At 52.3% G+C, this 23,005-nt stretch carries 24 protein-coding genes and 1 tRNA gene; 16 read left to right on the top strand and 9 right to left on the bottom strand.

The genetic code is table 11. The annotated features are described in order from the left end of the window. Positions 1 to 62 precede the first annotated feature (62 nt). Positions 63 to 139: transfer RNA gene (locus Q9245_RS12950), tRNA-Met, on the top strand. Positions 140 to 389: 250 nt separating this feature from the next. Here the strand turns inward: Q9245_RS12950 and Q9245_RS12955 are convergent. Then, complete coding sequence (locus tag Q9245_RS12955) at positions 390 to 596, bottom strand: helix-turn-helix transcriptional regulator (RefSeq protein ID WP_223134019.1); 207 nt, start codon at positions 594 to 596, stop codon at positions 390 to 392. 154 nt (positions 597 to 750) lie between these two features. Between Q9245_RS12955 and Q9245_RS12960 the strand changes: the two genes are divergently transcribed. The 9 genes from Q9245_RS12960 to umuC all read left to right on the top strand — a co-directional run bounded on the left by Q9245_RS12960 (position 751) and on the right by umuC (position 7,815). Next, positions 751 to 996: a hypothetical protein gene (locus Q9245_RS12960; RefSeq protein ID WP_223133692.1), complete on the top strand. Its 246-nt coding sequence runs from the start codon at positions 751 to 753 to the stop codon at positions 994 to 996. After that, the gene (locus tag Q9245_RS12965; protein WP_305897575.1) at positions 989 to 2,218 is read left to right on the top strand and encodes an Arm DNA-binding domain-containing protein; all 1,230 of its coding nucleotides are present in this window, start codon (positions 989 to 991) and stop codon (positions 2,216 to 2,218) included. Before Q9245_RS12960 ends, Q9245_RS12965 begins: the two co-directional genes overlap by 8 nt. Beyond that, entirely contained in the window at positions 2,205 to 3,158 is a 954-nt protein-coding gene (locus Q9245_RS12970) for a TraI domain-containing protein (RefSeq protein WP_305897576.1), read from the top strand. The genes Q9245_RS12965 and Q9245_RS12970 overlap by 14 nt, the downstream gene beginning before the upstream one ends. Before the next feature lie 155 nt (positions 3,159 to 3,313). Next, complete coding sequence (locus Q9245_RS12975; RefSeq protein WP_305897577.1) at positions 3,314 to 3,856, top strand: YqiA/YcfP family alpha/beta fold hydrolase; 543 nt, start codon at positions 3,314 to 3,316, stop codon at positions 3,854 to 3,856. 39 nt (positions 3,857 to 3,895) lie between these two features. Further along, the gene (locus tag Q9245_RS12980; RefSeq protein ID WP_305897578.1) at positions 3,896 to 4,546 is read left to right on the top strand and encodes a HEPN domain-containing protein; all 651 of its coding nucleotides are present in this window, start codon (positions 3,896 to 3,898) and stop codon (positions 4,544 to 4,546) included. 77 nt (positions 4,547 to 4,623) lie between these two features. Next, a complete protein-coding gene (locus Q9245_RS12985) occupies positions 4,624 to 5,208 on the top strand; it encodes a hypothetical protein (protein WP_305897579.1) in 585 nt (194 codons plus the stop codon). 134 nt (positions 5,209 to 5,342) lie between these two features. Continuing rightward, positions 5,343 to 5,786, top strand: coding sequence for a translesion error-prone DNA polymerase V autoproteolytic subunit (umuD, locus tag Q9245_RS12990; RefSeq protein ID WP_199457149.1), 444 nt, complete (start codon positions 5,343 to 5,345; stop codon positions 5,784 to 5,786). Then, positions 5,783 to 6,532, top strand: a complete 750-nt coding sequence (locus Q9245_RS12995; protein WP_305897580.1) for a CLCA_X family protein — start codon at positions 5,783 to 5,785, stop codon at positions 6,530 to 6,532. Before umuD ends, Q9245_RS12995 begins: the two co-directional genes overlap by 4 nt. Further along, positions 6,529 to 7,815, top strand: a complete 1,287-nt coding sequence (gene umuC, locus Q9245_RS13000; protein ID WP_305897581.1) for a translesion error-prone DNA polymerase V subunit UmuC — start codon at positions 6,529 to 6,531, stop codon at positions 7,813 to 7,815. Before Q9245_RS12995 ends, umuC begins: the two co-directional genes overlap by 4 nt. Before the next feature lie 4 nt (positions 7,816 to 7,819). Here umuC and Q9245_RS13005 read toward each other — a convergent pair whose 3' ends face one another. From Q9245_RS13005 to Q9245_RS13015, 3 genes are all read right to left on the bottom strand, one after another. Beyond that, positions 7,820 to 8,467 (bottom strand): HNH endonuclease, encoded by a 648-nt coding sequence (locus tag Q9245_RS13005; protein ID WP_305897582.1) that lies wholly within the window; start codon positions 8,465 to 8,467, stop codon positions 7,820 to 7,822. Positions 8,468 to 8,756: 289 nt separating this feature from the next. Continuing rightward, complete coding sequence (locus tag Q9245_RS13010) at positions 8,757 to 9,683, bottom strand: hypothetical protein (protein ID WP_305897583.1); 927 nt, start codon at positions 9,681 to 9,683, stop codon at positions 8,757 to 8,759. Positions 9,684 to 10,012: 329 nt separating this feature from the next. After that, on the bottom strand, positions 10,013 to 10,888 hold the full coding sequence (locus Q9245_RS13015; protein ID WP_305897584.1) for a WYL domain-containing protein: 876 nt from the start codon (positions 10,886 to 10,888) through the stop codon (positions 10,013 to 10,015). A 117-nt stretch (positions 10,889 to 11,005) separates the two neighbouring features. Between Q9245_RS13015 and Q9245_RS13020 the strand changes: the two genes are divergently transcribed. Next, complete coding sequence (locus Q9245_RS13020; RefSeq protein WP_305897585.1) at positions 11,006 to 13,258, top strand: Piwi domain-containing protein; 2,253 nt, start codon at positions 11,006 to 11,008, stop codon at positions 13,256 to 13,258. A gap of 114 nt (positions 13,259 to 13,372) precedes the next feature. Beyond that, complete coding sequence (locus tag Q9245_RS13025; protein WP_278351267.1) at positions 13,373 to 14,041, top strand: SOS response-associated peptidase; 669 nt, start codon at positions 13,373 to 13,375, stop codon at positions 14,039 to 14,041. Between the two features lie 6 nt (positions 14,042 to 14,047). Here the strand turns inward: Q9245_RS13025 and Q9245_RS13030 are convergent, their stop codons facing one another. After that, on the bottom strand, positions 14,048 to 14,227 hold the full coding sequence (locus Q9245_RS13030; protein ID WP_278351268.1) for a hypothetical protein: 180 nt from the start codon (positions 14,225 to 14,227) through the stop codon (positions 14,048 to 14,050). Then, a complete protein-coding gene (locus Q9245_RS13035) occupies positions 14,227 to 14,652 on the bottom strand; it encodes a hypothetical protein (protein ID WP_305897586.1) in 426 nt (141 codons plus the stop codon). The genes Q9245_RS13030 and Q9245_RS13035 overlap by 1 nt, the downstream gene beginning before the upstream one ends. Positions 14,653 to 14,746: 94 nt before the next feature. Between Q9245_RS13035 and Q9245_RS13040 the strand changes: the two genes are divergently transcribed. Beyond that, complete coding sequence (locus Q9245_RS13040) at positions 14,747 to 15,754, top strand: YafY family protein (protein ID WP_305897587.1); 1,008 nt, start codon at positions 14,747 to 14,749, stop codon at positions 15,752 to 15,754. Here the strand turns inward: Q9245_RS13040 and Q9245_RS13045 are convergent. Continuing rightward, the gene (locus Q9245_RS13045) at positions 15,751 to 16,698 is read right to left on the bottom strand and encodes a 5'-nucleotidase (RefSeq protein ID WP_305897588.1); all 948 of its coding nucleotides are present in this window, start codon (positions 16,696 to 16,698) and stop codon (positions 15,751 to 15,753) included. The genes Q9245_RS13040 and Q9245_RS13045 overlap by 4 nt on opposite strands. Positions 16,699 to 16,905: 207 nt before the next feature. Between Q9245_RS13045 and Q9245_RS13050 the strand changes: the two genes are divergently transcribed. Continuing rightward, entirely contained in the window at positions 16,906 to 17,484 is a 579-nt protein-coding gene (locus Q9245_RS13050; protein ID WP_305897589.1) for a hypothetical protein, read from the top strand. Positions 17,485 to 17,606: 122 nt separating this feature from the next. Here Q9245_RS13050 and Q9245_RS13055 read toward each other — a convergent pair whose 3' ends face one another. Beyond that, entirely contained in the window at positions 17,607 to 17,951 is a 345-nt protein-coding gene (locus tag Q9245_RS13055; RefSeq protein ID WP_305897590.1) for an SLOG family protein, read from the bottom strand. 57 nt (positions 17,952 to 18,008) lie between these two features. Further along, the gene (locus Q9245_RS13060; protein ID WP_305897591.1) at positions 18,009 to 18,353 is read right to left on the bottom strand and encodes a hypothetical protein; all 345 of its coding nucleotides are present in this window, start codon (positions 18,351 to 18,353) and stop codon (positions 18,009 to 18,011) included. A 288-nt stretch (positions 18,354 to 18,641) separates the two neighbouring features. Here Q9245_RS13060 and Q9245_RS13065 point away from each other — a divergent pair, with 288 nt between their 5' ends. Both Q9245_RS13065 and Q9245_RS13070 read left to right on the top strand, forming a co-directional pair. Further along, positions 18,642 to 19,565, top strand: a complete 924-nt coding sequence (locus Q9245_RS13065) for a metallophosphoesterase (protein ID WP_305897592.1) — start codon at positions 18,642 to 18,644, stop codon at positions 19,563 to 19,565. 116 nt (positions 19,566 to 19,681) lie between these two features. After that, the gene (locus Q9245_RS13070; RefSeq protein ID WP_305897593.1) at positions 19,682 to 23,002 is read left to right on the top strand and encodes an STY4851/ECs_5259 family protein; all 3,321 of its coding nucleotides are present in this window, start codon (positions 19,682 to 19,684) and stop codon (positions 23,000 to 23,002) included. The last annotated feature ends 3 nt before the right edge of the window (positions 23,003 to 23,005 follow it).

Here is a 23,005-nt window from a genome sequence, read left to right on the forward strand (position 1 = left end):
CGCTTCACCTCGTATTATTCGCGCCACGTTGATCAAGGCGACTTGGTTAACAACCAGTTTGATGCGGGGTGGAGCAGTCTGGTAGCTCGTCGGGCTCATAACCCGAAGGTCGTTGGTTCGAATCCAGCCCCCGCTACCATATAAAAGAAAGGCAGATCAGTAACTTACTGGTCTGCCTTTTTTGCGTTTGGGGTGAGGGAAAATCCCTGTGACAAATATGTGACGTATTTGTGCCAAAACGTGAAAGCCCCAACTTGGGCTCATTTCCAAAAGTGACCGTAAGGCTTCTTGTGGCACAGAGTCTAACTGCGGCGGACGTGCCCCCGCTTTCCCGCATTCTTTGGCCGGCTCCTTCCTTGGAATCGCTATGAAATGGGTTTCTTGTCTATCTATTCGTCTTTCTGAAATTCCAGTAGATCACCGACCTCACATTCAAACAGTTTGCAGAGCTTATCGAGCGCGTCGAGCTCAATACGTTGGGCTGTTTCTTTGTAGAGAAGCGTCACTGTATTTCGGTTGAGTCCTGTTTCTCGAGCTACATCCACAATCTTCATTTTATGCTCGCCCATCAGTCGGGCTAGGTGGCATCTAATCATTAATTGAGTCGTCCTTAATGAACAAATGTCATCCAGAATGGCAAAAAGTTCTTGCAAATGTACTTTTATTGCCTAAAATGCCATTTAGGGTGACATTCTGATACGAGGAATGTCTTTTGTTGATCTAGAGTAGCGCAACAGAAGGAACAATTCGATGGAAAATTCCTACACCTACCTGACTACTGAAGAATTGGCTGGTCGTATCAAATACGACTGCAGAACTATCCGTCAGTGTTTAAAAGACACGGTGCTGTTGGAGGGCAAGCACTACATCAAGCCGTTTGGTCGCAGGAAGATTCTTTTCCTCTGGGAGGAGGTTGAGAAAGAAATGTTGGTTAATGCTCGTGAGCATGAGCACTTGTCCATTCCAATGGCCAGTGGGGTGGTGTGTCATGGGTAAAGTGAGAGTGCGAAAAGAAACCGGGAAGCTGTACCTGGATTTTATGTACCGAGGACACCGCTGCCGCGAACAGACAGCGTTGCCGAATACGGCAGCGAATCGTAAGCGTGTTGAAGCGCTCCTGCAGAAAGTTGAAGCGAGCATTCTGGTGGGTTCATTTGATTATGCAGAGCAGTTTCCGCAGAGTAAGAACCTTAAGAAATTTCAGCCGAAAACAGGGAGTGGTGAAGTTAATGGTTCCGTACAAGCGGGGCCTGATACTGGAGAGCATACTCCTATGTTTTCGGATTTTGCTGATCAATGGTTTGCAGAAAGCAAAATTCAGTGGCGAAACTCCCACACTCGAAATGTGATCTCCATTCTCGAAAGCTCGCTCAAACCAGCTTTTAAGAACAAGCAGGTAGGCGAGATCACTAAGGCCGACATTCTTGCCGCCCGGAACAAGATGGCGAAGCGTAAGGGCAGGGGAGCAAACGGCCTGATGTCGCCTAAGACCATCAACAGCCACATGACGATCCTGCGGATGATTCTAACGGAGGCGGCTGAGCGGTTTGACTTCACGAATCCCTATCTGAACATAAAGCCGCTCAAGCAGCAGAGGGTACACATCGAGCCTTTCTCCCTGAATGAGGTAGAAAAGATTCTCGAAACGGTCAGAGAGGATTACCACAACTATTACCTGGTGCGTTTTTACACCGGCATGCGAACGGGGGAGGTTGATGGCCTCAAGTGGGAGTACGTGGATTTTGAAAAGCGGGAAATCCTGGTACGTGAAACACTTATCCACGGCCAAACCGAGTACACAAAAACGGACGGCTCACAAAGGGAAATTCCAATGTTTGGCCCCGTGTACCAGGCACTCAAATCCCAGTACGAGGCAACCGGCAAACTCAGCAAGTTCGTATTTTGTAACCGGCTGGGAGAGCCGCTGGACCACAATAACGTGACCAAGCGTGTTTGGTACCCTTTGTTGGAACACCTCAAGCTGAAGAAACGCAGACCCTACCAGACCCGGCATACAGCTGCGACGCTACTCCTCGCGTCGGGAGAAAACCCGGAATGGGTCGCCCGCACTCTGGGCCATTCCTCAACGGAAATGCTGTTTAAAGTGTATTCCCGCTATATCCCGAACCTGACTCGCATGGATGGCAGCGCCTTTGAGCGACTGATTCAGAGTCGGGTCATCGAAAACGATAAGGAGGTAGGTGATGAAACTGAATGATCTACGCCCGTTGATGCAGGAAACTTTTAAAGGCACCTACCGACTGACGGGGCGTGTTGCCTGTTTTGATGATGAAGGCATTCCGTATCTGAAACTTCGGTTAAGCAGCTGTGCCAGCGACATCGTGGTTCTGGCGGTAATTGGTTCTATATTGATTCCAGAGCACTTGGGCCACATGGATCTGGTCGTGGTCAAAGGGCAGGTGTGTGTGGGTGCGGAGGAAAGTGAGATCCTGCTGACCGATATCCGCCGCCCGTTGCAGGCAGACGTTGCCGGCTTGCCTGCATTGCAGACTTTGCCACGGACGTTCTGTCCGAGACCGGAGGCACTGGATCAGCTGGTGGCTGCGGTTCGGTCTTTGCAGTCAGCCCCGTTACAGATGTTCATTAAGCGAGTATTGGAGCGCCGTGACAGGCTGGAAGTCTTTCTAAAAGCTCCGGCGAGCAGGAATTACCATCATAACGAGCCTGGCGGGCTGCTGGCTCATTCCTTGGACGTGGCGAAGAACGTAGTGGTCATGACGAAGACCAATGAACCAGACATGCCACGAGAACTTCAGGAACTCGGTTTCGTCGCTGGTTTGTTGCACGATATTGGCAAGACCTACACCTATGATACGTGGGGTAAGCCGACAGCAACTGCAAGGTTGTGCGACCATGCCGACATGACTTTAGAGGCCTGCGCCTACGGCCTGGCTTATCTTGACAAGGTAGACCCTGATGCGGCTCTTGCACTCCGGCACATTTGGACCTGTGCCTCGCCCGGTGCTCGCTACGGTGTCAGCCCTGCGATGACGCTTGCCCGCTACGTTCGGGACGCCGATGCCCAGAGTGCCATGGCTGACAATCAGCGGAAGGCCTATCGAAAGCGCCAGTCAATCGGTTTTGGGCGGCTCGGAAACAACACATATTGGCGGCCATCGATAGAAGCTCATGGATGAGGCTGATGGAAACTACAGTGAGGGGTGTGAGCACATGGCGGCCACACCCCTTTTTCATTAGATGGTGTGTGAGGAAAGCAGCTAGGCAGTGAAGCAGGCATTTACCCGGCAACGGTGCTAAGGTCAGAAAAAATATCGCGTCCAGAGCGAAGGAAATGCTGAAAATATACTACCTCCATGGCTTCGCCAGCCGCTTCGATACCACCAGCGACAAACTTAAAGCGCTCGCGAAGCTTGGCCCTGTCTATGGTCACGACATCGATTACACTCAAGCCTCGGAAGACGTCATTGAAGATAGCCTGGACAAACTGATGCAAGTGAACCCGGACCTTCTGGTTGGGACCTCGATGGGGGGATGGTTGGCGGGTATTCTGGGTGCCGAATCCGGCATTCCGTTTGTCGCCATCAACCCGGTGATGGATCCCGGTCACACTCTCAAGCCCTGGATAGGGCAGGGTGTTTATCATCAGGGGCACGCCTATCAACTGACGGACGAAGTGGTTTCAAGCTACTATCCCTTCACCCACTATGGCAGCGGGCTTGTGTTGCTGGATCAGGGGGATGAACTGATTCCGTGGAACGACACCGTCAGGGCGCTTGGGGATTATTTTCCGGTTCATAGTTTTGAGGGCGGCAGCCATCGGTTTGAGCACACGGAAGAAGCGTTGAAGCTGATTCGGGAACATGTGAAGGATTGAAACCGAAAACCCGGACTGGATGAACGGACGGACCGAACCATGAATTACGACACTCTCAAACAGCGCCACCGTGATGAGCGAGACGGCTACCCTGCCAATCTCAGCCTGCGGGTTCATCGGTCGCTGAGCTGGTTACAGCGAGCAGAGCAACTGGATGACCCGGATAGCCGGTTCATCTTTCTGTGGATTGCGTTCAACGCGGCCTATGCCACAGAGATCAACGAAGAATACCGGACGACAGAGAAAACCGCCTTCCGTGGTTTTTTGGAGAAGTTAGTCTCTCTTGATGCAGACAAACAGCTGGATGAGCTGACCTGGACAGAATTCCCCCGGAGTATTCGGGTACTTCTCAGCAATCGTTTTGTGTTTCAGCCCTTCTGGGACCATCAGAACGGAAAGCTCAGTGAGGACGAGTGGCAGGACCAGTTTGCCCGTGCAAAAGTCGCCGCTCAGTCAGCCTTGGGCTCAGAGGATACCGCGACGGTACTGGGCATTGCGCTTAGCCGGATCTACACCCTGCGAAATCAGTTGATACATGGCGGTGCTACTTGGGGCAGTAAGGTAAACCGGGAGCAGGTTCATGACTGTGTGGCCTTGATGAGCCAACTGGTTCCCGTCATTCTGACGATCATGATGGATCACTCCGAGACACTGTGGGGCGATGCCTGTTATCCGGTAGTGAAGGAGTAGTGGGCGACGAGTAAATGCATGCCTTCTAGTCCGCTTCGGCCTGATCAATGTCCAAGGAACGGTAAACAACCCACACTATGATCTCTATGCCGCACTACCTGAAAAAACTGTTTTCCCGGGCGTATCGCCGTCAGCTTGCTGCTGAAGAACGCCAGAACGAGCTGCAGGCCCAGATTCAAGAGCATCTGGCGACACTTCCCAGATGTGAAGGACAAATACTGGTTGCCACTACCGAGAACCGGGATGAGGGCTTTTTCTGCGACGTGACGGTCCCGGCAAGAGTGTTGTTGGCCTGGGCAAGGGAAGACGCCGAGAGAACGGTGATTCAAAGCGTCAGTGCCCAAGCGGCGAGGGAGGTGCTGCCAATCTGGCTCGCCAATTCCACCTTCGACACACGCAAGGTGAGTCGGTTGCCGGAGGGCCATTTCGGCCTCGTTGAAGAGCGGATTAATGACTGGGTAACCGATGGAACCGCTACGGTGTATTGCCCGGAATGCGGCCATGAAGTCCAAGACGTTGCGATCACGAAGGCAAATGAAATGAGAGCTGGCAGGGCGTACTACTGGTGGACAGACATCTGGAGCTGCCCCCGTGGTCACCTGTTACGCCAAAAAGACCAGGAAATCCGGTTTATATTGAAGCCTCACCGACAAAGAGGTTGATTCGGCTCAGACTCCTCCCGCCTTCCTGGCAGCTGCACTAGTCCGAGTATAGAACACTAGGCCCAATGATGGGTTGACCCAACCGTATTGTCTCGCCAAAATGCTGTATATTCAAACAGTATCCGGTGTAAAGCATGTCCTGCATTCTGCTTGGTGACTACGAATCCGTCTCACGCCTGAACATCCCGATGTTTCTTGAACGGGTCTCGGCTGGCTTCCCATCGCCGGCGGAGGACTACGTTGAGAAAACCATTGACCTGAACGAGCTGTGTATTCAACACCCGGCTGCCACGTTTTTTGTGCGAGTGCAGGGAGAGTCTATGGTTGAGGCGGGCATCTATCCCGGCGATGTCCTGGTGGTGGACCGGTCGCTGAGGGCCAAGCACGGAGACATCATCATCGCCAGCCTGGAAAGCGAGATGACGGTGAAGCAATTGCATTTGACGCCACCGCCCGTTCGGCTCCTTCCACGGAATTCAGCGTACCGGCCTATTACCGTCGAGGGCGATATGGTGATGGAGGTGTTTGGGGTGGTCACCAACGTCATCCGGTCACTCAAGCGGGGAGGGCAGGGATGACACCTGAATCGGCAGTATCCTTTGCCACCGTAAGACGACGGTTCGATTTTCGCAGCATCGAGGTCGGACGCTGGGTGACGCCTCAGGAGCGGGACCGGGCAGCCGGCCGGTTCTATCAGGCGCTTTGTGATTTGATGACGATCCTGCGAGGACCGGAGCCATTGATCTCCCTGAGGAGCACGCTGGGCCTACAGTATGGCATCGGCGGCCGGTTGGGCGTGGCGGCGCACTACATTCCCGCCACCCGGCAACTGGCGCTGGCCAAGAACGCTGGTGCGGGTAGCCTCGCTCATGAATGGTTTCACGCCTTTGATCACTACATGGGTGGCAAAGCTTACCGGAATGCCGGACCGTGCGGCTTCGCTTCCAGTGCCTGGCTGAACAGCGTAAGCAGTAAACCCCACCCACTGAATGAACGGCTAGGCGCCTGCTTCCAGGCCATCATGCTGACGGAGGGCGGCACAGCGCCGAGCACTTTGTTCCGAGCCGCCCAGGTGGCCGATCAGCACTTGAAAACGGTTTATTACGCCAAACCGGAGGAGCTGTGCGCTCGCGCCTTTGAAGCCTTCATTGAAGACAGCCAGCCGCGTAACCGATTTCTGGTAAACGGAACCGTTCACTCTGATGAAGCCAAGGCGGGTCTGTATCCGCAGGGCGAGCATCGCCAGCGTATCAATGACGCCTTTCAGTATTACTTTGCCGCTCTCGGGGCTGCGCTGTATCGGGAACAGGCCAAAGCCGGATGAGGAAGCCTGTGTTCGCCCTGGTGGACTGCAATAACTTCTATGCCTCCTGCGAGAAGCTGTTCCGTCCGGATCTTCGTCATACACCGGTTGTGGTGCTGTCCAACAACGACGGCTGCGTCGTCGCCCGTTCCAAAGAAGCCAAGGCGCTGGGGATCAAGATGGGCGTGCCGGTTCATCACATTAAACCGGAAATTCGCCGATACGGCATCCAGGTGTTCTCCTCCAACTACACCCTCTATGGCGACATGAGCCGGCGGGTGATGACGACTCTGGAAGCCCTGGCTCCCAAAGTGGATGTCTATTCCATCGATGAAGCCTTTCTGGACCTGACCGGCATTGACCGGGTGGTGTCCTTTGAGGACTTTGGGCGAGAGGTCAGGAACACGGTGTATCAGAACGCCGGCTTACCGGTCTGTGTGGGCATTGCTCCGACGCGAACCCTGGCCAAGCTGGCCAACCATGCCGCCAAGAAATATCCAGCCACTGGAGGCGTGGTCGATCTGACGGACCCCGACAGGCAACGGCGGCTGATGGTGCGGGTACCGGTTGAGGAGGTTTGGGGTGTCGGGCGAAAACTCAGTGCCAGGCTTCAGGCCATGGGTATTGTCACGGCGTTACAACTAGCGGATACCCATCTGGCAACGCTCAGAAAACAGTTCTCTGTGGTGTTGGAACGCACCGCCCGGGAGCTCAATGGCGTGCCCTGTGTTCCGTGGGAGGATGTGCCGGCCCCGAAGAAGCAAATCATGTGCTCGCGATCGTTTGGTCAGCCCCTTCAGAAATTGAGCGACCTGGAAGAAGCCGTGGCGCACTTTGCGACTCGCGCGACCGAGAAGCTACGGGGAGGCCAGCAGTATGCTGGGGAACTGATGGTGTTCATCCGAACCAACCCGTTCAAAACCGCAGCGCCGCAGTATTCACGCAGTGCCAGCGTGAAGCTCATCCAGCCCAGCCAGGACTCCCGGATTATTGTGCAGCAGGCTCTGAACCTGCTTAGACCGATGTATCGGGAAGGATTTGATTACGCCAAGGCCGGCGTAATGTTGGGGGAACTGGTGGGTGAGTCGGGTGTTCAGGAGGATCTCTTCCAAGCCGCGCAGGAGCAGGCGCCAGACAGTGGCAGATCGGAACGCCTGATGGCGGTGATGGATACCATCAACAGGAAGTCCAGGGCGACGGTCTACATGGCCAGAGAGGCCGGGTCTGCGGCCTATGCGATGCGGCGTGGGCATTTGTCGCCGGCGTATACGACAGATTGGGCAGCTTTACCCTGGGTAAAGTGACCCGTTAAGTGGAGCGAGGTAGCTGCAGTAATGCTTTTATGTCGTCAGGGCTCTGTTCTTTGCCGCCATAGTGCAGTGCTGCGTGGCAGTTCGGGCATACCGGGATCAGGTCATTAATGGGATCTACTTCATACTGCTCGCCGATTTTCGAGATCGGGACAATATGATGGACGTGTATGAAGCCTTGAAAGTCCGCTCCATAGGTTTGCGCAAAATCGAAGCCGCAGATCAGACAAGCCGAGCCGTGGTGTTCGATACAAGCGGCCCTGGCTGCAGGGCTTCGTTCATAACGGTTTACAGTAACGGACCTCCGAGCGCCCTCCCAGACTGAATCGGGAACTTCTTCCGGTATCGAAGCCGTTTGTTCATCCAGCGCTAGGGCGACCACAGTGAACCCGAGCTCTTCGAGTTTTGGGACAACGGTGGCAAGACCACCGGAAAACTGCTTAGACGACAATGGCGTGCCAAATTGATAGCCGTGTGCGGCACCAACAATGGCTTTGGAGTCGTAGCTTCTCCCGCCATGAATAAGTGCAAAGGTGCGGGCTTTGCCAAAACCGTAACGCTTTAGAAACACCTCTTGTCCCAGCTGGTCGTACTCGGCTATCGCCTCCAGGACGGCCTTGGGATCATTTAGGTCTTTCAAACTCATGGGACGAATCCTTTCAATTAGACGTTCACCGAAATACACCATGCCATGATAACGCGTGACTGTGCAGACAAGTTTATTTCCTTCGATCGTCAGTAATCCACCGTCGAATCCAGTCCAAAGCACCTTCTGATGGCTGAATTACGCACACCGCGAACCTCTCCAAGCACCACGTCTTGTTCTGATACTCAAGCGATCTGGTTAAACGCTCTGGGTGGACCATTCGGATTAAACGTAGACTGGAGACAGGTAACGTAATACCCTGCCTCCATTTCATCTTGCTGTAGCTGAGCTATCCTAGCTGTGTTAAGTCTTCAATAAACTCATCGCGGCTAGGATAGATGACTCCAACGTTGCAGTGTCTTAGATAATCTAATAAATCTTTGCGTGGCATTTCTGGAACTAATACTGCTTTTCTTGGCCTTGACTCAATGAAACGCTCATAGTCCATTAACTGACCAACAGCACTTCGTAGATACTCTCTTGCTGTGGAGCCTTTTGCTTCTATTAGAAGGTTGTCAGAATGGTCAAATATATCAGTAAATAGAGGTTTTTCCTCGCCTTTTGGTTTTATTTTGAGGCGTTCAAGAATGATTCCATTCTCCTTCTTCCATTTTACGTATTCTGTTACTAATGAAGACTCCCTTCTTTCTGCAGTAACCTCACCTTTGGCCGGAGTGTAGTAAGCCCTTTCAGTGTGGTTGTTTTCGATAGGCACGGTATCAGTCGTAGTTTCATCCGGTATGATCGGTAGGCCTTTGGAGTATTCTGGGGTCCTGTTCAGAGGCTTTAACCGAAACTTGATAACCTTTCTTAAGGCGCCTGTCCCTTTTTTGCCGTCCGGTCCATCCGTTTCGTAATAGTCGACGAGCTTAAACTGTCCCTCATAAGACACGGGTTTTCCTTTTGATGTGCCTAGAAATAGATGCAGTTCCTTGCCAAGCCTTTCGTGCTCGAGGATCGCCTTGTTACCCCTCTGAAATATTTGGTCGCCGTCTTGACCTTCACCGCAATAGTGGAAGTAGCCATCCTGAAACCAACCGTCGTAGTAGCCATACTGTTCGCCAGCGGTTGGCGTGCTAAACAGCATTACGATTTTTTCGACAGATGAAGGGCTAATACCGCTTCGGATTTGTCCCCCGATTGCTTCGTGGAGGTCGCTACGCTTGATTGTGCTACCGACTTTCAGATCTGGGAAGTGTTTTTCTAAGATATTCATAAATACTACCTCAAAATTACAATTAAAAGAGACATCAAAAAATCACATCTTTTAGTATGGTGTTTTTCTTGAGGATTGCAAGCCTTGGTCTGATTTTGGTGAAATTTTCCAGGGGGTGATCGATATAGTGCTTTTGAGGGCCCTGTAAAACCTGTAGTTAGAACAGACAATTCGAGGGCCGAGAAGGGCAGTAGTGGTGCAGCCGTTGTTAAAGTGCCTTGAAACTCAAGGTAGTAACGGTGTCTACAGTTAGTTGACGTCCAGTAGCATCGGTAATTTTTTACAAGTTGATCGCCTCAATTTGTAGCTCACGCCGATTGATTCGTTGGTCAGAGAATCAGGTCTTTCAGCGTATGCCGATTGGCCAAAGCCAATTGATGAGCTTTCGGGTTAGCCCGGGTTTGTGCGGGCGTACCAATCTTTAGTGCAATGGCCATATACATTACTAGGGGCGAACGCACCCATATTCGTAGCGTATTGTCGGGCTCCATAGCGTAGTCATCAGCCACCAGTTGTTGTTGCTCCGGCTGCAGCGCGGGATTAGGTGTCAGTACCATCTCAACTTCTTTAAACCATTCAATATCATTGGACGGTTTCCCCAACTCCAGGCGTTCGCCTTCCAAATCGGGCACATCGACGAACCGGTGTAGCATGAAGTCCTTGAAAACCCGGTCTCGCTCGCAAAATGCCCGGACATGCCAGCGACCGTCGGCAAACACCAGTGTGTGAGGGGCAATCAGCCGCTCTTCGCCACAAGGGTTGGCGAAGGATCGATAACACACATTGATACGCTGGCCCTCACGAACTGCCTGCAAGATGACGCGAACGATCTCGGGATTAACGGGGCGAGTTAGGGATGGCAATCTGTCTATTGGGGCTCGCCCTGTTTGCAGGGCGTAGAAATAGTTGTTGTGTATGGATTCACTGTGCAGCAAATTCAGATACTCATGTACCTCACCGTGACTGAAACTGGGCCGAAACTGCGGTTCGAGGACGTAGCCCCTTGTCTGGCTGCAGTGACGGATATTATCTGGTACCGCTCTTTGGTATGACTTGATGATTTCTGAAGCTTTGCTTCGGCCAATGGCAAACGCCACTTTAAGATGGTTAGTCGTGAGACGCCCTTCCCAAAGGGCAACAACTTCGATCAGGTGGAACTGAGCAACGCGCTCCCAGGTAAGTGCTGTGTCGATGTTTGCATCCATATAAACACACGGGTCTGCTTGAAATTTGGACAGATTGTAAATCTGTTCAGTATCGCATGATCGGCAGCGCTTCGGCATCCTCAGGACGACTAGTTAATTCGAAAGGGATGCACTGATATGGCGTTAGCTCAGGAACAGGTCGGCCTTTTGGCGATGGGGCTTGATTGCGACCTGAACAAGGTCTCTGTTCACCGTTATCGCGTGATCGTTGAGTCAGGTCTCAATGAAAACGAATCTCAGGCTCAGCAGAGTCGAAAAGCGGCCAGGCTCACATCAATCAAGAACAACTGGCAACCCGTAACCGATGCGGGTCTCTTTCTGGTTGTTACCCTGCAACCCCTAGAAATACTCAACATCGAAATCTATGGATTTAAATGCACTCTTGAGCCTGAAGGAGAAGGGGTACTCGAGGCAGCTAAAGAAGGGGAAAGGGCTGCGATTGAAAGGTTACTGAACCAGGATCTTTATCGCGCCGCCTTGAGTCTGGCAAAGGATCGAAACCCCTCTCATGGGCGAGCCCTGAAGGCATCTCGGAATAGCTCTGGCTGGGTTGAGCTTGAAGAAACTAATCCATCAGACAGAGTCAGCACAAAGGCTGCTTATCTGGATTTGTTCAAAACTCTGCGACTGATACCGGAACTTCTACCGTGCGGAAAGGTTATTCTTGGACTTACGCTTCGCCACAAAATATGCGCCCGGGATGGCATTACTGTCGACTGGGTGATCAACAAACGTCCGGAATGGCTCACGGCTATCAAGCGTGTACGTCACCGTTACACTGACCATGGTAGACCGCGGGGTGTGGCCCATTTTCATGGAGTGGCGAATGATAAAACTGTTAATTCAGCGGTGCCTGGTATGCCGCATACCCTTTATAGCTACCATGAAGAAAAGGGCCATATCCCCCCAGGGCAAGCTCAAAGTGTCCGGGCCAGCCATGTAGTTAAAGTGAGCTACGGGCGCAAGGACAGATTTGATCACCTGGGCGCGCTGCTGGAACCCATGTTTGACTTTGAAACCCTCCAGAAGATTGATAGCCCATTGCTCAATAGGATGGCCAGGGATCTAAAGTGGCCGATCATTGATCGACTGCAAGCCAGCGCCGGGATGGTAAAGGGCCTGAGGTTGCCGGGATTTGGGACAAAGGTTGTGCCGGTTACATCGCTGGAGAATGCTGCGGATAATATCTGTCCGCCATTCAGTTTGACCTTTCACAATGGCCGTACCAGCGACACTGAAAAAGCAGTATTAGCCCTAGGCGCTTTCCGCGGCATGACCCGTTCTCAGGTTGTTTGCCTAGCGGTCGGTACCAGCGTTACGTCAGATGTATTGAGTAGACACTTCTATAAGTTGCGAGAATCCTGCCAAAGATTGTCAGCCGGTCCATTACCTAAGTGGCTAGGTATGACCACACCTAAGCCACTGAAGGATGCCCAGGAGTTGGATAAACGACTGGCTGATACCCCGCCTGAGAATACGCTGTTAGTGGTTGCCATTGACAGGTCCGTTGACAAGGCGACGATCAGAGATGTGGCGTTTCGTCATAAGTTGGCCTGCCAATTCATGCTCACGGATCATAACCCAAAGACATACCAAAACAGCTATTACAACAACCTGGCGGCCGGAGTGTTCAGTAAAGGAGGTGGTTTGATTTGTGGCCTGGGTGAGATGCCGGGTGAGGTGGATCTGTTCATCGGTCTGGACATGGGTGGAGTATCGCAGCGAGCACCGGGCTCAGCTTTTTTGTTTACCTGCAACGGGGCGCAGCTTGGTTGGCAATTGGCCGATTTGCAAAGCGGCGAACGCCTTGAAGACGAAGCTCTGAAAAGCCTACTGCATAAAAGCATTCAAGAGTATCGCCACCACCATAATGGAGAACCGCCACGCAAGATTACCATTCACCGCGATGGCCGATTTTTTGAGAGCCTGGAGGTCATAAGGGATATTGAGCAACAGTATGACATCAATATCAATGTGCTTGAGGTGATTAAAAGCGGTGCCCCGATCCTGTTCCGAAAATATCAGCATTCCGGGCAGAGAAAGTACCGAAATCCCGAAGTGGGGGACGTCTATCGCTATGTCGGTCTCGACGAGCTCATTCTGGCCACCTATAGCGGTCAGGAGCTAGGCGTCTGGGGCGAAAAAGTCAGTGTGAGGCCACTTCGCTTGCGAAAACGCTACGGTAAACAATCGTTGGATATCATGGCTCAACAGGTTCTGCTTTTGAGTCGCATTCATGGTGCATCTCTGTATCGCCACCCAAGGTTACCAGTGACCACGCATCATGCGGATCGCTTTGCGACTCTGAGGCAATCGTGCAGCCTTGACGCACTTTCTCATATGGACAGAGCCTGTCCGGTATATTTGTAGATATAGGTCGATCCAAGGTTGGGGCAGCGCAATCCAGCGATACGACAGTGTGGGTGGCCTAAGCCGTAAAGATTTGACTACACTGCCCCAGACAGGCCAGCCAAGGATGCAGCTATGTGCGGACGGTACAACGTAAGCGACTCTCCGGAAGTCCAAACGCTGATGGAACAACTGGGGCTGTCTGGCATTGCACCCAGGCCTCAACACAATGTACCACCAGGCGGAATCGGTGAGTTTGTCATAGAAGCGGCGGATGACCGGTACCTGCTACAAGGGATCTGGTCGCTATTAATTGAGCCGAACCCGAACGGCTATGGTTTCCGGCCCAACCCGAAATTTCACACCTTCAATGCCCGCAGCGATCGGCTGACCAGCAGTCCGTTATGGAAAAAGGTGTATGCGACCAAGCGTTGCATTATTCCAGTCAGCGCATTTCACGAATGGAAAGGTAAGCAGGTTTACAACATTCACCCGCAGAATGAGGCCACGGCACTGGCGGGGCTCTGGCAATCCTGGCATTTCGGGGACGAGCAGGTGAATTCCTTCACCGTCATCACACTGCCGCCTCACCCGAGGTTCAGCCATATCCACCCGAAAAGCATTCCACTGATGCTCCGGCCAGAAGAGTTTGATTTGTGGCTGGATCCTGAGTTTCACGAGACGGATGCCTTTCGGGGGCTGATGCGAGCGCATATTTCTGCACCGCTGGTGTGCGAGCCGGTGCGGAGTACTCATGACTTGAAGCCGGTAGGCGATAAGGAGGTTATCACTGCCGATGGTTAGGTGTTTTTAGCGAACCCACCAGGAAATAAAAAACACCGGCGCAACCACCAGAATCGGAATCTTTAACCACACCGGGAAGGCTTCCCATTCCTCCCAACCGACACCGTGGTCATTGAAATAGCTGATGCACAGCATCGACACCACAACCCAGAGCACCGCACCCAACGCAGCTAAAATCAGAATCATCACGCACCTCGCTGGATGTTAAAGACAAACGTCATCGCATTGGCTTTGCTGATGGTTAGCACGTGAATGCTGGCGGCATCTTCGTGCATCTCCAGATTGAGCAACTCCAGCACAGAATTCGAATAGCGAAGCTCCTCAAACCATCGAGCATAGAAATGCTGAACGGCTGCGGAAAGATCCTCTGACTGGGTGATGAGCTCGCAGCGCAATAGGGCATCGGGGCAATCGGGCTGCTCGCGAATGAATGATTGCTCGCTGAACACAGGGTCGTTGTGGATCAGGGCATTAAAGATGTCGTGCTGGAACCCCAGCATGGTGGAGTCGAAATCGTAGGTTTTTGGGGTAAACCCATGTTCTAGCAGGAGGGCGGCAAATTTGTGTTTGTTCAGGGCAGGGTTCCTTGTGTCGTTGGCAGAGTTGGCCATTGGCTTTACTTGACCAGCACAAGAATCTAGCATGACGTAGCGTCAGAATGTGTCGCTTAAGCTGTCGACTTCGAGAAAAGACAAAGATCCCGCCATGTCCAGCACTGCCGTTCGCTACCTCACCATGCTCCGGATGGTGCCCCGGTACCCAAGATCCATCACCACCACCGAACTGGCGAGCCGCCTGGAAGAGCAGGGCTTTTCGGTAACCATGCGCTCGATCCAGCGGGATCTGGAAAAGCTGAGTGCAGATTTCCCTTTGTTGGTTGATGAAAACTCCCGGCCTTACCGCTGGTCGTTTGATCGCAATGCGACCATGGACATCATACCGGCGCTGGATCTGCCGGCAGCACTCACGTTTGAGCTGGCGAAGGCCTACCTCTCACCAATGCTGCCCCCAAGGGCGCTGTCCCACTTAAAGCCTCACTTCGATGAAGCCCACCGCACGCTGTTGCGTGAAAAGAACCCCCTGGGCCAATGGCCAGACCGGGTCAGGGTGATCAATCGGGGGTTAGGAGGTGCGCGCCCGCCTGTTGATGTCGATGTTCTGGAAGCGGTCACCGAAGCCTTGCTCCGGGAATACCAGTGCAAACTTACGTATCAGGCTCGCAGCTGGCCGGAGCCGGAAGAGATTGTGGTGCATCCATTCGGGCTTATCTTCCGGGACCCGAACGTGTACCTGATTGGTACCATCGAAGGCAGGGAAGGGGTTCGCCAGCTGGTGTTGCACAGGGCCACGGCCGGTGAGGTAGTGGAAGAGCTCATCGAGCGCCCGGAAGATTTTGATCTGGATTTGTACATCCACTCCGGCGCCATGGGTATTCTGAAATCCGATGAGCCGGTGTATCTGAAGTTACGCTGCGACAAACCGGTGCTGAACCACCTGATCGAATCCCCACTGGGATTTGATCAGATCACCACCGAGATTGATGACCAGACCTTCGAAATGGCCGTCACCGTGGGCGACACCCAGGACTTGCGCTGGTGGCTTACCGCTCAGGCGGTGCATTGCGATATTCTGGAACCGGCTTGGTTGCGGGATGAGATTGAAGACACGCTCAAGCAGGGGCTGAAGCGGACGCGGCAGGCCAAGTCTTGTTAGCGACTATTCGTGTCGCTTTGAGCATGATTCGCCACCCCAAACGGAATATGTACCATCGGAACATTCCCCGCATCCGACTGCAGATGGCTGCGCTGGTCATCAAAGAACATATGGGGCTTCAGCACATTCAAAATGCGGTCTTTCTTCATACCGCCCAGGAAAAACACCTCATTGGCATCCACGCCCCAGTGTTCCAGGGTGGTAATCACACGCTCGTGGGCAGGGGCGCTGCGGGCGGTGACGATGGCGGTGCGCAAGATGCGCTGGTAGTCCGGATCGGCTTTCTGGGCCTCATCTTCCAGTTGCTGCAGCAGTGACAGCTTTCTGAATAGGTTAGCCAGTGGGCCAGGGCTGTGGGGAATGCGGGCCTTGGAGGTTTCGTGGGCATGGAATGCTTCCAGCTCACCACCTTTGTAAACCCGCTCTGACGCATCATCGGCAATCACCCCATCGAAGTCGAAAGCAATACGCAGCTCGAAATCGTCCTCGTCATCCACCACAGGGGACGGCAGCACCGTGCCTGCCGGGTATTTGTAGTCGATGGCTTTTAGAACATCCTGCTCATTGGACGACAGGAACAGCGACGCATTGAACGCCGGAATATAGGGGTAGGGTGACTTGCCCTCCAGAAACGCCGCCCGGGAGATATCCAGCCCATGGTACTCAATCGACCGAAACACTCGTTTACCGGTGATTGAGGAGTTGCGGGACAGCAGTACCACTTCCACCGGCGAGGTCTCCGGAAACCGCTTGTTGATGTTCAGAAACCGCCGAACAAACGGAAACGCCACCCCCTTGTCCAGCGGGACCTCCAGATGCTCTTCCTGGTAATCCCGGTAGGCAATGGCACCCTGCTCCTGAAACACCCTGTCGGACTCAGACAGGTCAAACAGAGCGCTGGAAGCTACGGCGATAACGAGCTTTTCTTCTATGGGGTGGGGCATGGTGGTGTACTCTGGAACTCGGTGATCAGTGACCAAACACTATCATCTGGCTGCGACACTTTTTGTCGCTTGCAAACCGTACCATGAAAAGTAAGTTGAAATGTTCCCGGGCGGCAGCCGTCGGTTCGCTCACATGAAAGAGGCTTTGCCTCGGGTTGAGGCCTTCCATGATCGCACCGAAGTAGTTTATGGACTAGGAGAGAATTAATGGATGATCTAGAGCGGGTGCTTGAGCCCGAGTACATAGCGAAGCTTACTGTCGAGAACGCTTCGTACATTAGAAGCTACCCCCATATGCTCGAATATTTCCACGACATACCCCAGTTGACGGCGAAGGATGTCGTTGTCGGTGCACACATGGTCTACGGATGGATGCCAACCATAGTGCACCTCAATAAGAATGGCGCAAAGCTGGAAGATGTCATCCCAATTCTGCAATCCGCGAAGGACGGCGACGTTGCCCTCAACACGAACGAGCTTGAAGTGGTGAAGAAGTGTGTCAACAACTCTATAGTTGGAGCTTCTAAACTGCTTCACTTTATCAACCCCGAGCAGTATCCGATCTGGGATTCAAAGATCTTTCGATTTGCTTATCCTGCCACCGAGCCGCACCCGAATCGGGTCAACAATGTAAAAACTTATACCGTTTACCGGGAAAGACTGCTGAAGCTAATGCATCATCCCCGATTCCTGGAGTTGCACTCGCACATCAATCAAGAGCTGGGGTATAGCGTCTCCGGGCTCAGAGCGCTCGAACTAGCGATGTTCGTCGGCGGAACTAAGTAAACGCACTACTAAGAACTTGAGGGAAGTGGAGTGCACTGTCTGGTGCCCCCCCCCTGAGCTGCGCGGGCTCAGGGGAAGAGAGCAGGGGCTGAGGCGGACCCGAAGGACCGGTAACGCATGAGTCATTCCCCCACGGTTTCAACAATCACCGTTTTACCTTTTGCCCGGGCATAATTCAGGGCGGACGCGGTACCCCGGGATTTGCCATCCCAGAAGGCGATCACCAAATCAGCTGTATCAACGATGGTACGGTTGCGAATCGGGCCGGCCCCACGGCCGTATTGTTTCCAGTCGGGTTTGATCACGGTAATAGGCAGCTTATTTTCTCGGGCCAGTTGCTCCGCCAGAGCATCCGCGCCTTTTGCACCACCAGAAATGATATGTGCAGGTAGCCAGGGTTGAAGCACACGCTCCAGGCGGTCGTAGTCATTAAAGTGGCGAGAACCAATAACGGCGATCTTGCGCATGATGAGCTCCAAAGGCTTGTGTATTGGAGCGAAAGCTTAAGGTGTAGTGGCGACAAATTATGTCGCCTTGGCGTTAACTCTCCGCAACGCTTCTTCCCGGGCAACATCCCAGCTGGAATCGTCGGTACGCAATCCGTTAGCTCCCAGCGGTGGTACCCCGCGCTCTTTGCGTCGGGCGTTTACCTTCTCGGTGTAGTCCAAACTCATGGGATTAATACCACGGCGACGGTCATTGGCGTCTGCGATGGAATCCATCATGGCATCGTATTCTTCCGGGAAGAGTTCGTAGTGAACATCGTGGACCAGCTTGTTGAGCTCATCCAGCTTCCGGCACTCCTCCCCGGATAGACCCTCGCGTTCTGCGGTGCGCTTCTTGAGCATTTCTTTTTCGGCACGATTCATCGTTTTCTCCCTGTTGATTTCAACTCCGATAATTCTAGAGCAGAGAGGCGACATTCAATGTCGCAGCGCCCCGTAAGAATAGCGAGGGGTCAAGGTTCTATGCCTCGACGATCCGAAAGATCACGTGATTGGCGAAAAACACTTTGCAACATGTAAACAATAGTTACGTTTGTTGGAATTGGCTCCAACTTCAAGCAGTATTGCTTATACTCGGAATGCAACGCAGCCTAACTTTTCTGAACTTTGCGGGCTGGCCGCGCAGAGAGATTTACCAAACAAGGACGAAAGATGTACGACCTGATCGGTGATATTCACGGCCACGCCACTGAACTCAAAGCCCTCCTCACCAAGATGGATTACCGCGAAACAGACGGCGTGTGGCAGCACCCCGAGCGAAAGGTCATTTTCCTGGGTGACTTTGTAGACCGCGGCCCGGAACAGGTAGAAACCGTCACCATTGCCCGAAACATGGTCGAGAAGGGCCACGCTCTGGCGGTCATGGGCAACCACGAATTCAACGCAGTAGCCTGGGCTACGGAAGACCCGCAAAACCCTGGTGAACATCTTCGCCCCCATATCGAAAAAAACCTGAAGCAGCACAGAGCCTTTCTGGAGCAAGTAGGTGAGGGGAGCGAACTGCACCACAGCATGATCAAGTGGTTCAAAACCTTGCCGGTGTACCTGGACTTGCCGGAATTTCGAGTAGTACACGCCTGTTGGCACCCAGAGCATCTTGCGGCCATAGCCAAGCACACCGATAAAGAAAACCGGTTACTTCCTGGCACCTGGGAGGAGGCAAGCCGAAAGGGCTCAGAGGCCTATGAGGCGATTGAAACTCTTCTCAAAGGGTTGGAGATTCCGCTTCCGGGCGACCATCACTTCTTCGACAAAGATAAGAATAAGCGAACCAACATCCGCACTGAATGGTGGCGCGAGGGTGAGCTGACCTATCGCGATCTTGCCATGGTACCGGAAGAGGTCATCGATAAAATTCCCCATGAACCAGTAGCTTCTCACGTTTTACCCGGTTACGACGGTGAGAAGCCGCTGTTTGTGGGGCATTACTGGATGAAAGGGGAGCCGGCTCCATTGAATGAGCGCATTGCTTGCCTGGATTACAGCGTTGCCGGTGGGCCCGGCGGAAAATTGTGCGCATATCGGTTCGATGGAGCACAAAGGTTGAAAGCAAAGTGTTTTACCTGGGTCCAGTAACAGTAAGGCGTAGGTTATAAAAATTTTTTGCTGATTTAGTTGGCGAAAGCAGTAGCTATGGTCAATGAAATCGTCCAAAGCAAATGAAGAAGAAATGCTGTAAAAAGGACTTTCAAATGGATATGGGTATGAGAAGTAAGTCAAAAGCCTGGGTGAATGAGTTTTTGTTCATTAGAGGTATGATTTCGGGGCCAGATGGAAGTCCGTTATACCTATACCACGTGACTGATGAAGAATTTGCCTATCTTCCGACTTTATTGAGACAGACTTTGCCCGATATCGAGAGTCCCGTGCATTCGGTATATTGGTCGGCTGCTTTCTGTCTTTTCGTTGCTGAAAAATATCGCAGAGAATACGACGGCACCAACCTCGGATGGTCTTGGGAGGGATTCGAGAAACCGCTTTCAATCAAGCTTCCAAGTTTGCGTCATTCAGAAATTGTCAGAAAAGGGCTGGAGTTTTGGCGACGTCCAATTCGCCTTAGAACCAATGGCCATGATTATCTTGGCTCTCTGTTTGATGAAGGGGGATTACCCTGGCGCCTGATTCAGAGTGACACGCACGGCTTCGGTCGGGCTGTTCGTGGGACGATTTCTAACTATTATCGAGTCCAGCAGTTAGGCGGCGACATAGCTTCGACTGTGTCGAATTACGCCCAGTATTTTCCGCAGACATTCAGGACCCATGAAAAATATCTATTGATCGCATCCATTGTTGAGTGGCTGATGGGAATTGCAGAAGCCCATCCCATTGCATCAATTGAAGATCCGACCGATTACCTTGACGAGCATGCACCCGACTGGCGCAAGCTTTCCCCTCTCCCTGTGAGTGAGGGTAATGCGCGCAATCTCATCAATGAATGGCTTAAAGATGCTAGCAAGAGTCGGTCTGAGAAAAAGCGGATTGAAGCAGACGAGAAAAACTTTACCTGTGATCACTGGTTAAAAGGCACCTATGAAAATTGGGCGATCGAAACAGAGGTATTTCTGCCTTCAGAACTTTCGATTTCGCTTGAAGGTGCCCCCATTCAGAGCACCAGGGTTGAGGTCGCTTTCTACGAAGGCGATGAACTGCTAAGGCGATCGGGAATTGTTCATGGCAAAGTGAATGACGATCGTTCACAGATTACGTTAAAGATTAACAACCGAGCAATTCGAGTTGGCCGGGTGAATCCGGAGCTCCCTTTGACCGTTCAACTTCTATCGAACGGACAGCGAATCGATGTCTTTTATTTCGAGGGAAGCGAAGTCGATTTTGCATCATTGCCACTAATTTTCATTGAGGACGGAGAGCAGTTAAAACTAGCTTCAACAGCGTCTACAACTCTGGCGGCTTCATATGCGTTGGTGAGAGTGCCCCCGGCGATGAGCTCTGAGGATTTATCCAAGAGTGAGCTGTTAGGAAGTGATCAATTGGGCGCAGAGTGGATCCGCGTATCGGAAGACATCACCTTCGTAGGTGCGGATTCGCGAGTGGTTGTGCGGTTTGACCCAAATGCAGTAATCACAAAGCCAACTCTGGCCGGAACGGTGTCGTTATACGACACACTTCCCAATCTTGTCTACAGAGGGTGGCCAAACCTCAGGGCTACTGGAAATGAGGATAATCAGGACATCAGTCTGTTCGCAAACGGTAAACCCCTGGAATTCGATTATCAAAAAAATGAAGTTGGCAGTTTCAGTCTGAGCGCCGTTGCGAGGGGAGGAGAAACCGTTCTTCGCCGAAAGATTGGTGTTATACCCAAAGATCTGCGAGTAATTTCGGTTCCCGCTTCCACTCACAGTTCCGCCAAAATCATTCTGAGGAGTGGGAGGAAGCTTGCGGTTTGTATACTTGATGATTCTATGCGGGCCGAAACTCAATTAATAGACGATGGTTGTGAGATAACCCTGGAGCCGATTGTACGAGGGCAGGTTCCGCAAAAGGTTAGCGTTGCGCTCTCTGATGGCCTTAATCCTGGTGAACCAGTGATTTTGAGATTACCTTATCCAAGGACTGGGGCTCAGCTTTATGACGATGTGGGCACTGAAGTTAAAGGTGGCTTGATATCCCTCGATCAGCTTATAGGGATGTCTATGACGCTGACACCAAAGCCCGACACGAGAGAACAATTCTTTGTTTCTCTTGAGCTTGTGTGTCCGCAACTTCCCAATTTTCGTCGTTATTATCCTTTCACAGTGAATACCCAGGCGCAGAGAATTAGCCTCTATGCGTTCGAGGAAGATATTCAACAGATGTTGGGAACAACGTCCAATCAAGACGCATTTGTTCGCATTAGCGTCGAAACAGATCGCATCCTCAAACAGCTAAATATCGTTCGTTACAATGCCCGTCTTGAGGGCCCGTCATCGACAGGAAGGCTCGAAGTAGTTACAGATACTCTATGTGAATCAGAGAACTCCGTCAGAGTATCTGGTATGCGACTCGACGACCCCCGGGCACTTCCAGTTGAGGTACCAGAGAGGGTATCCGAGGGCGTGGGAATGGGGGTATTCGAAATCCCACCGAAAATGATGAAAAACGGTCCTTGGTTACTATTTCCCCCGGCTGAATCCAGCCTTAAGTTCCGACCAACGGTCTGGGTTACGGAGGACTCTGCTAACACATCCGAATCTCCTGTAAACACCCTGCATTCGGCCGCCAAAGCATTTCACCCAGTGCACAATCCTAATGCTTTTGATCAAGTCATCTCGGCGATGGCCCGGGATTTCTCTCACAGTGGTTGGGATTATCTTCGGGCCCTTAAAGAGCAATACAGCGCTTTGCCCTTGTCGGCATTCGAGAGTTGGAAGGCTTTGGCGAACAATACTTCAGCGATAGCAGCGGCAGTTTTTCGGCTAGAGTTTGATCCTGCGTTTTGTAGGCGGTTGAGTAACGAGCTTGCAGTGATCTGGGAAACGGTGAATGTGCAGACTTGGATCAATGTTCGGGCTGGTCAGAGCGATTTTCTTGTCGACCAGGGCATCCCCGAAGAATTAGCTGAAAAACTCGTAGAGGATCGGATAAGCAGCGTCGCTACCGCAATTCCCTGCTTTATGCATCTATCGAACTATTTGCGAGAGCCAAAGCACGTGAACTTGGAACAGGTTCCTTACGTTTTTGCGAAGATATGCTTTGAAGATCTGCGACGTAATCATGCGGACGACCAGAGATGGCCCGAATGGTTCAAGGTGGAGCTCGCAAACTGGGTTCACCAGCAGAACTTCCCAGCGGAAATAACGACACTCCCCGATGTTGGTTTTTCGAGGGCAGTGGCCTACTTGCCTGTATTTATGGCGGCGGTGACTGCAGGAAAAGCGAGGTTTACGGATGTTTCAGAATCGCTTCCGGAACTGAGGTTTGCTGTTCGGGTTCTTTCGGACTTCGACCGTGACGCTTGGTATGAACCTACCTATTCACTGGTACTCTCAAATCTTTTGCTCGAAACAGAAGAATAAGGA

The sequence above is a fragment of the Marinobacter sp. MDS2 genome (genome assembly GCF_030718085.1).
Classification (GTDB): Bacteria; Pseudomonadota; Gammaproteobacteria; order Pseudomonadales; family Oleiphilaceae; genus Marinobacter.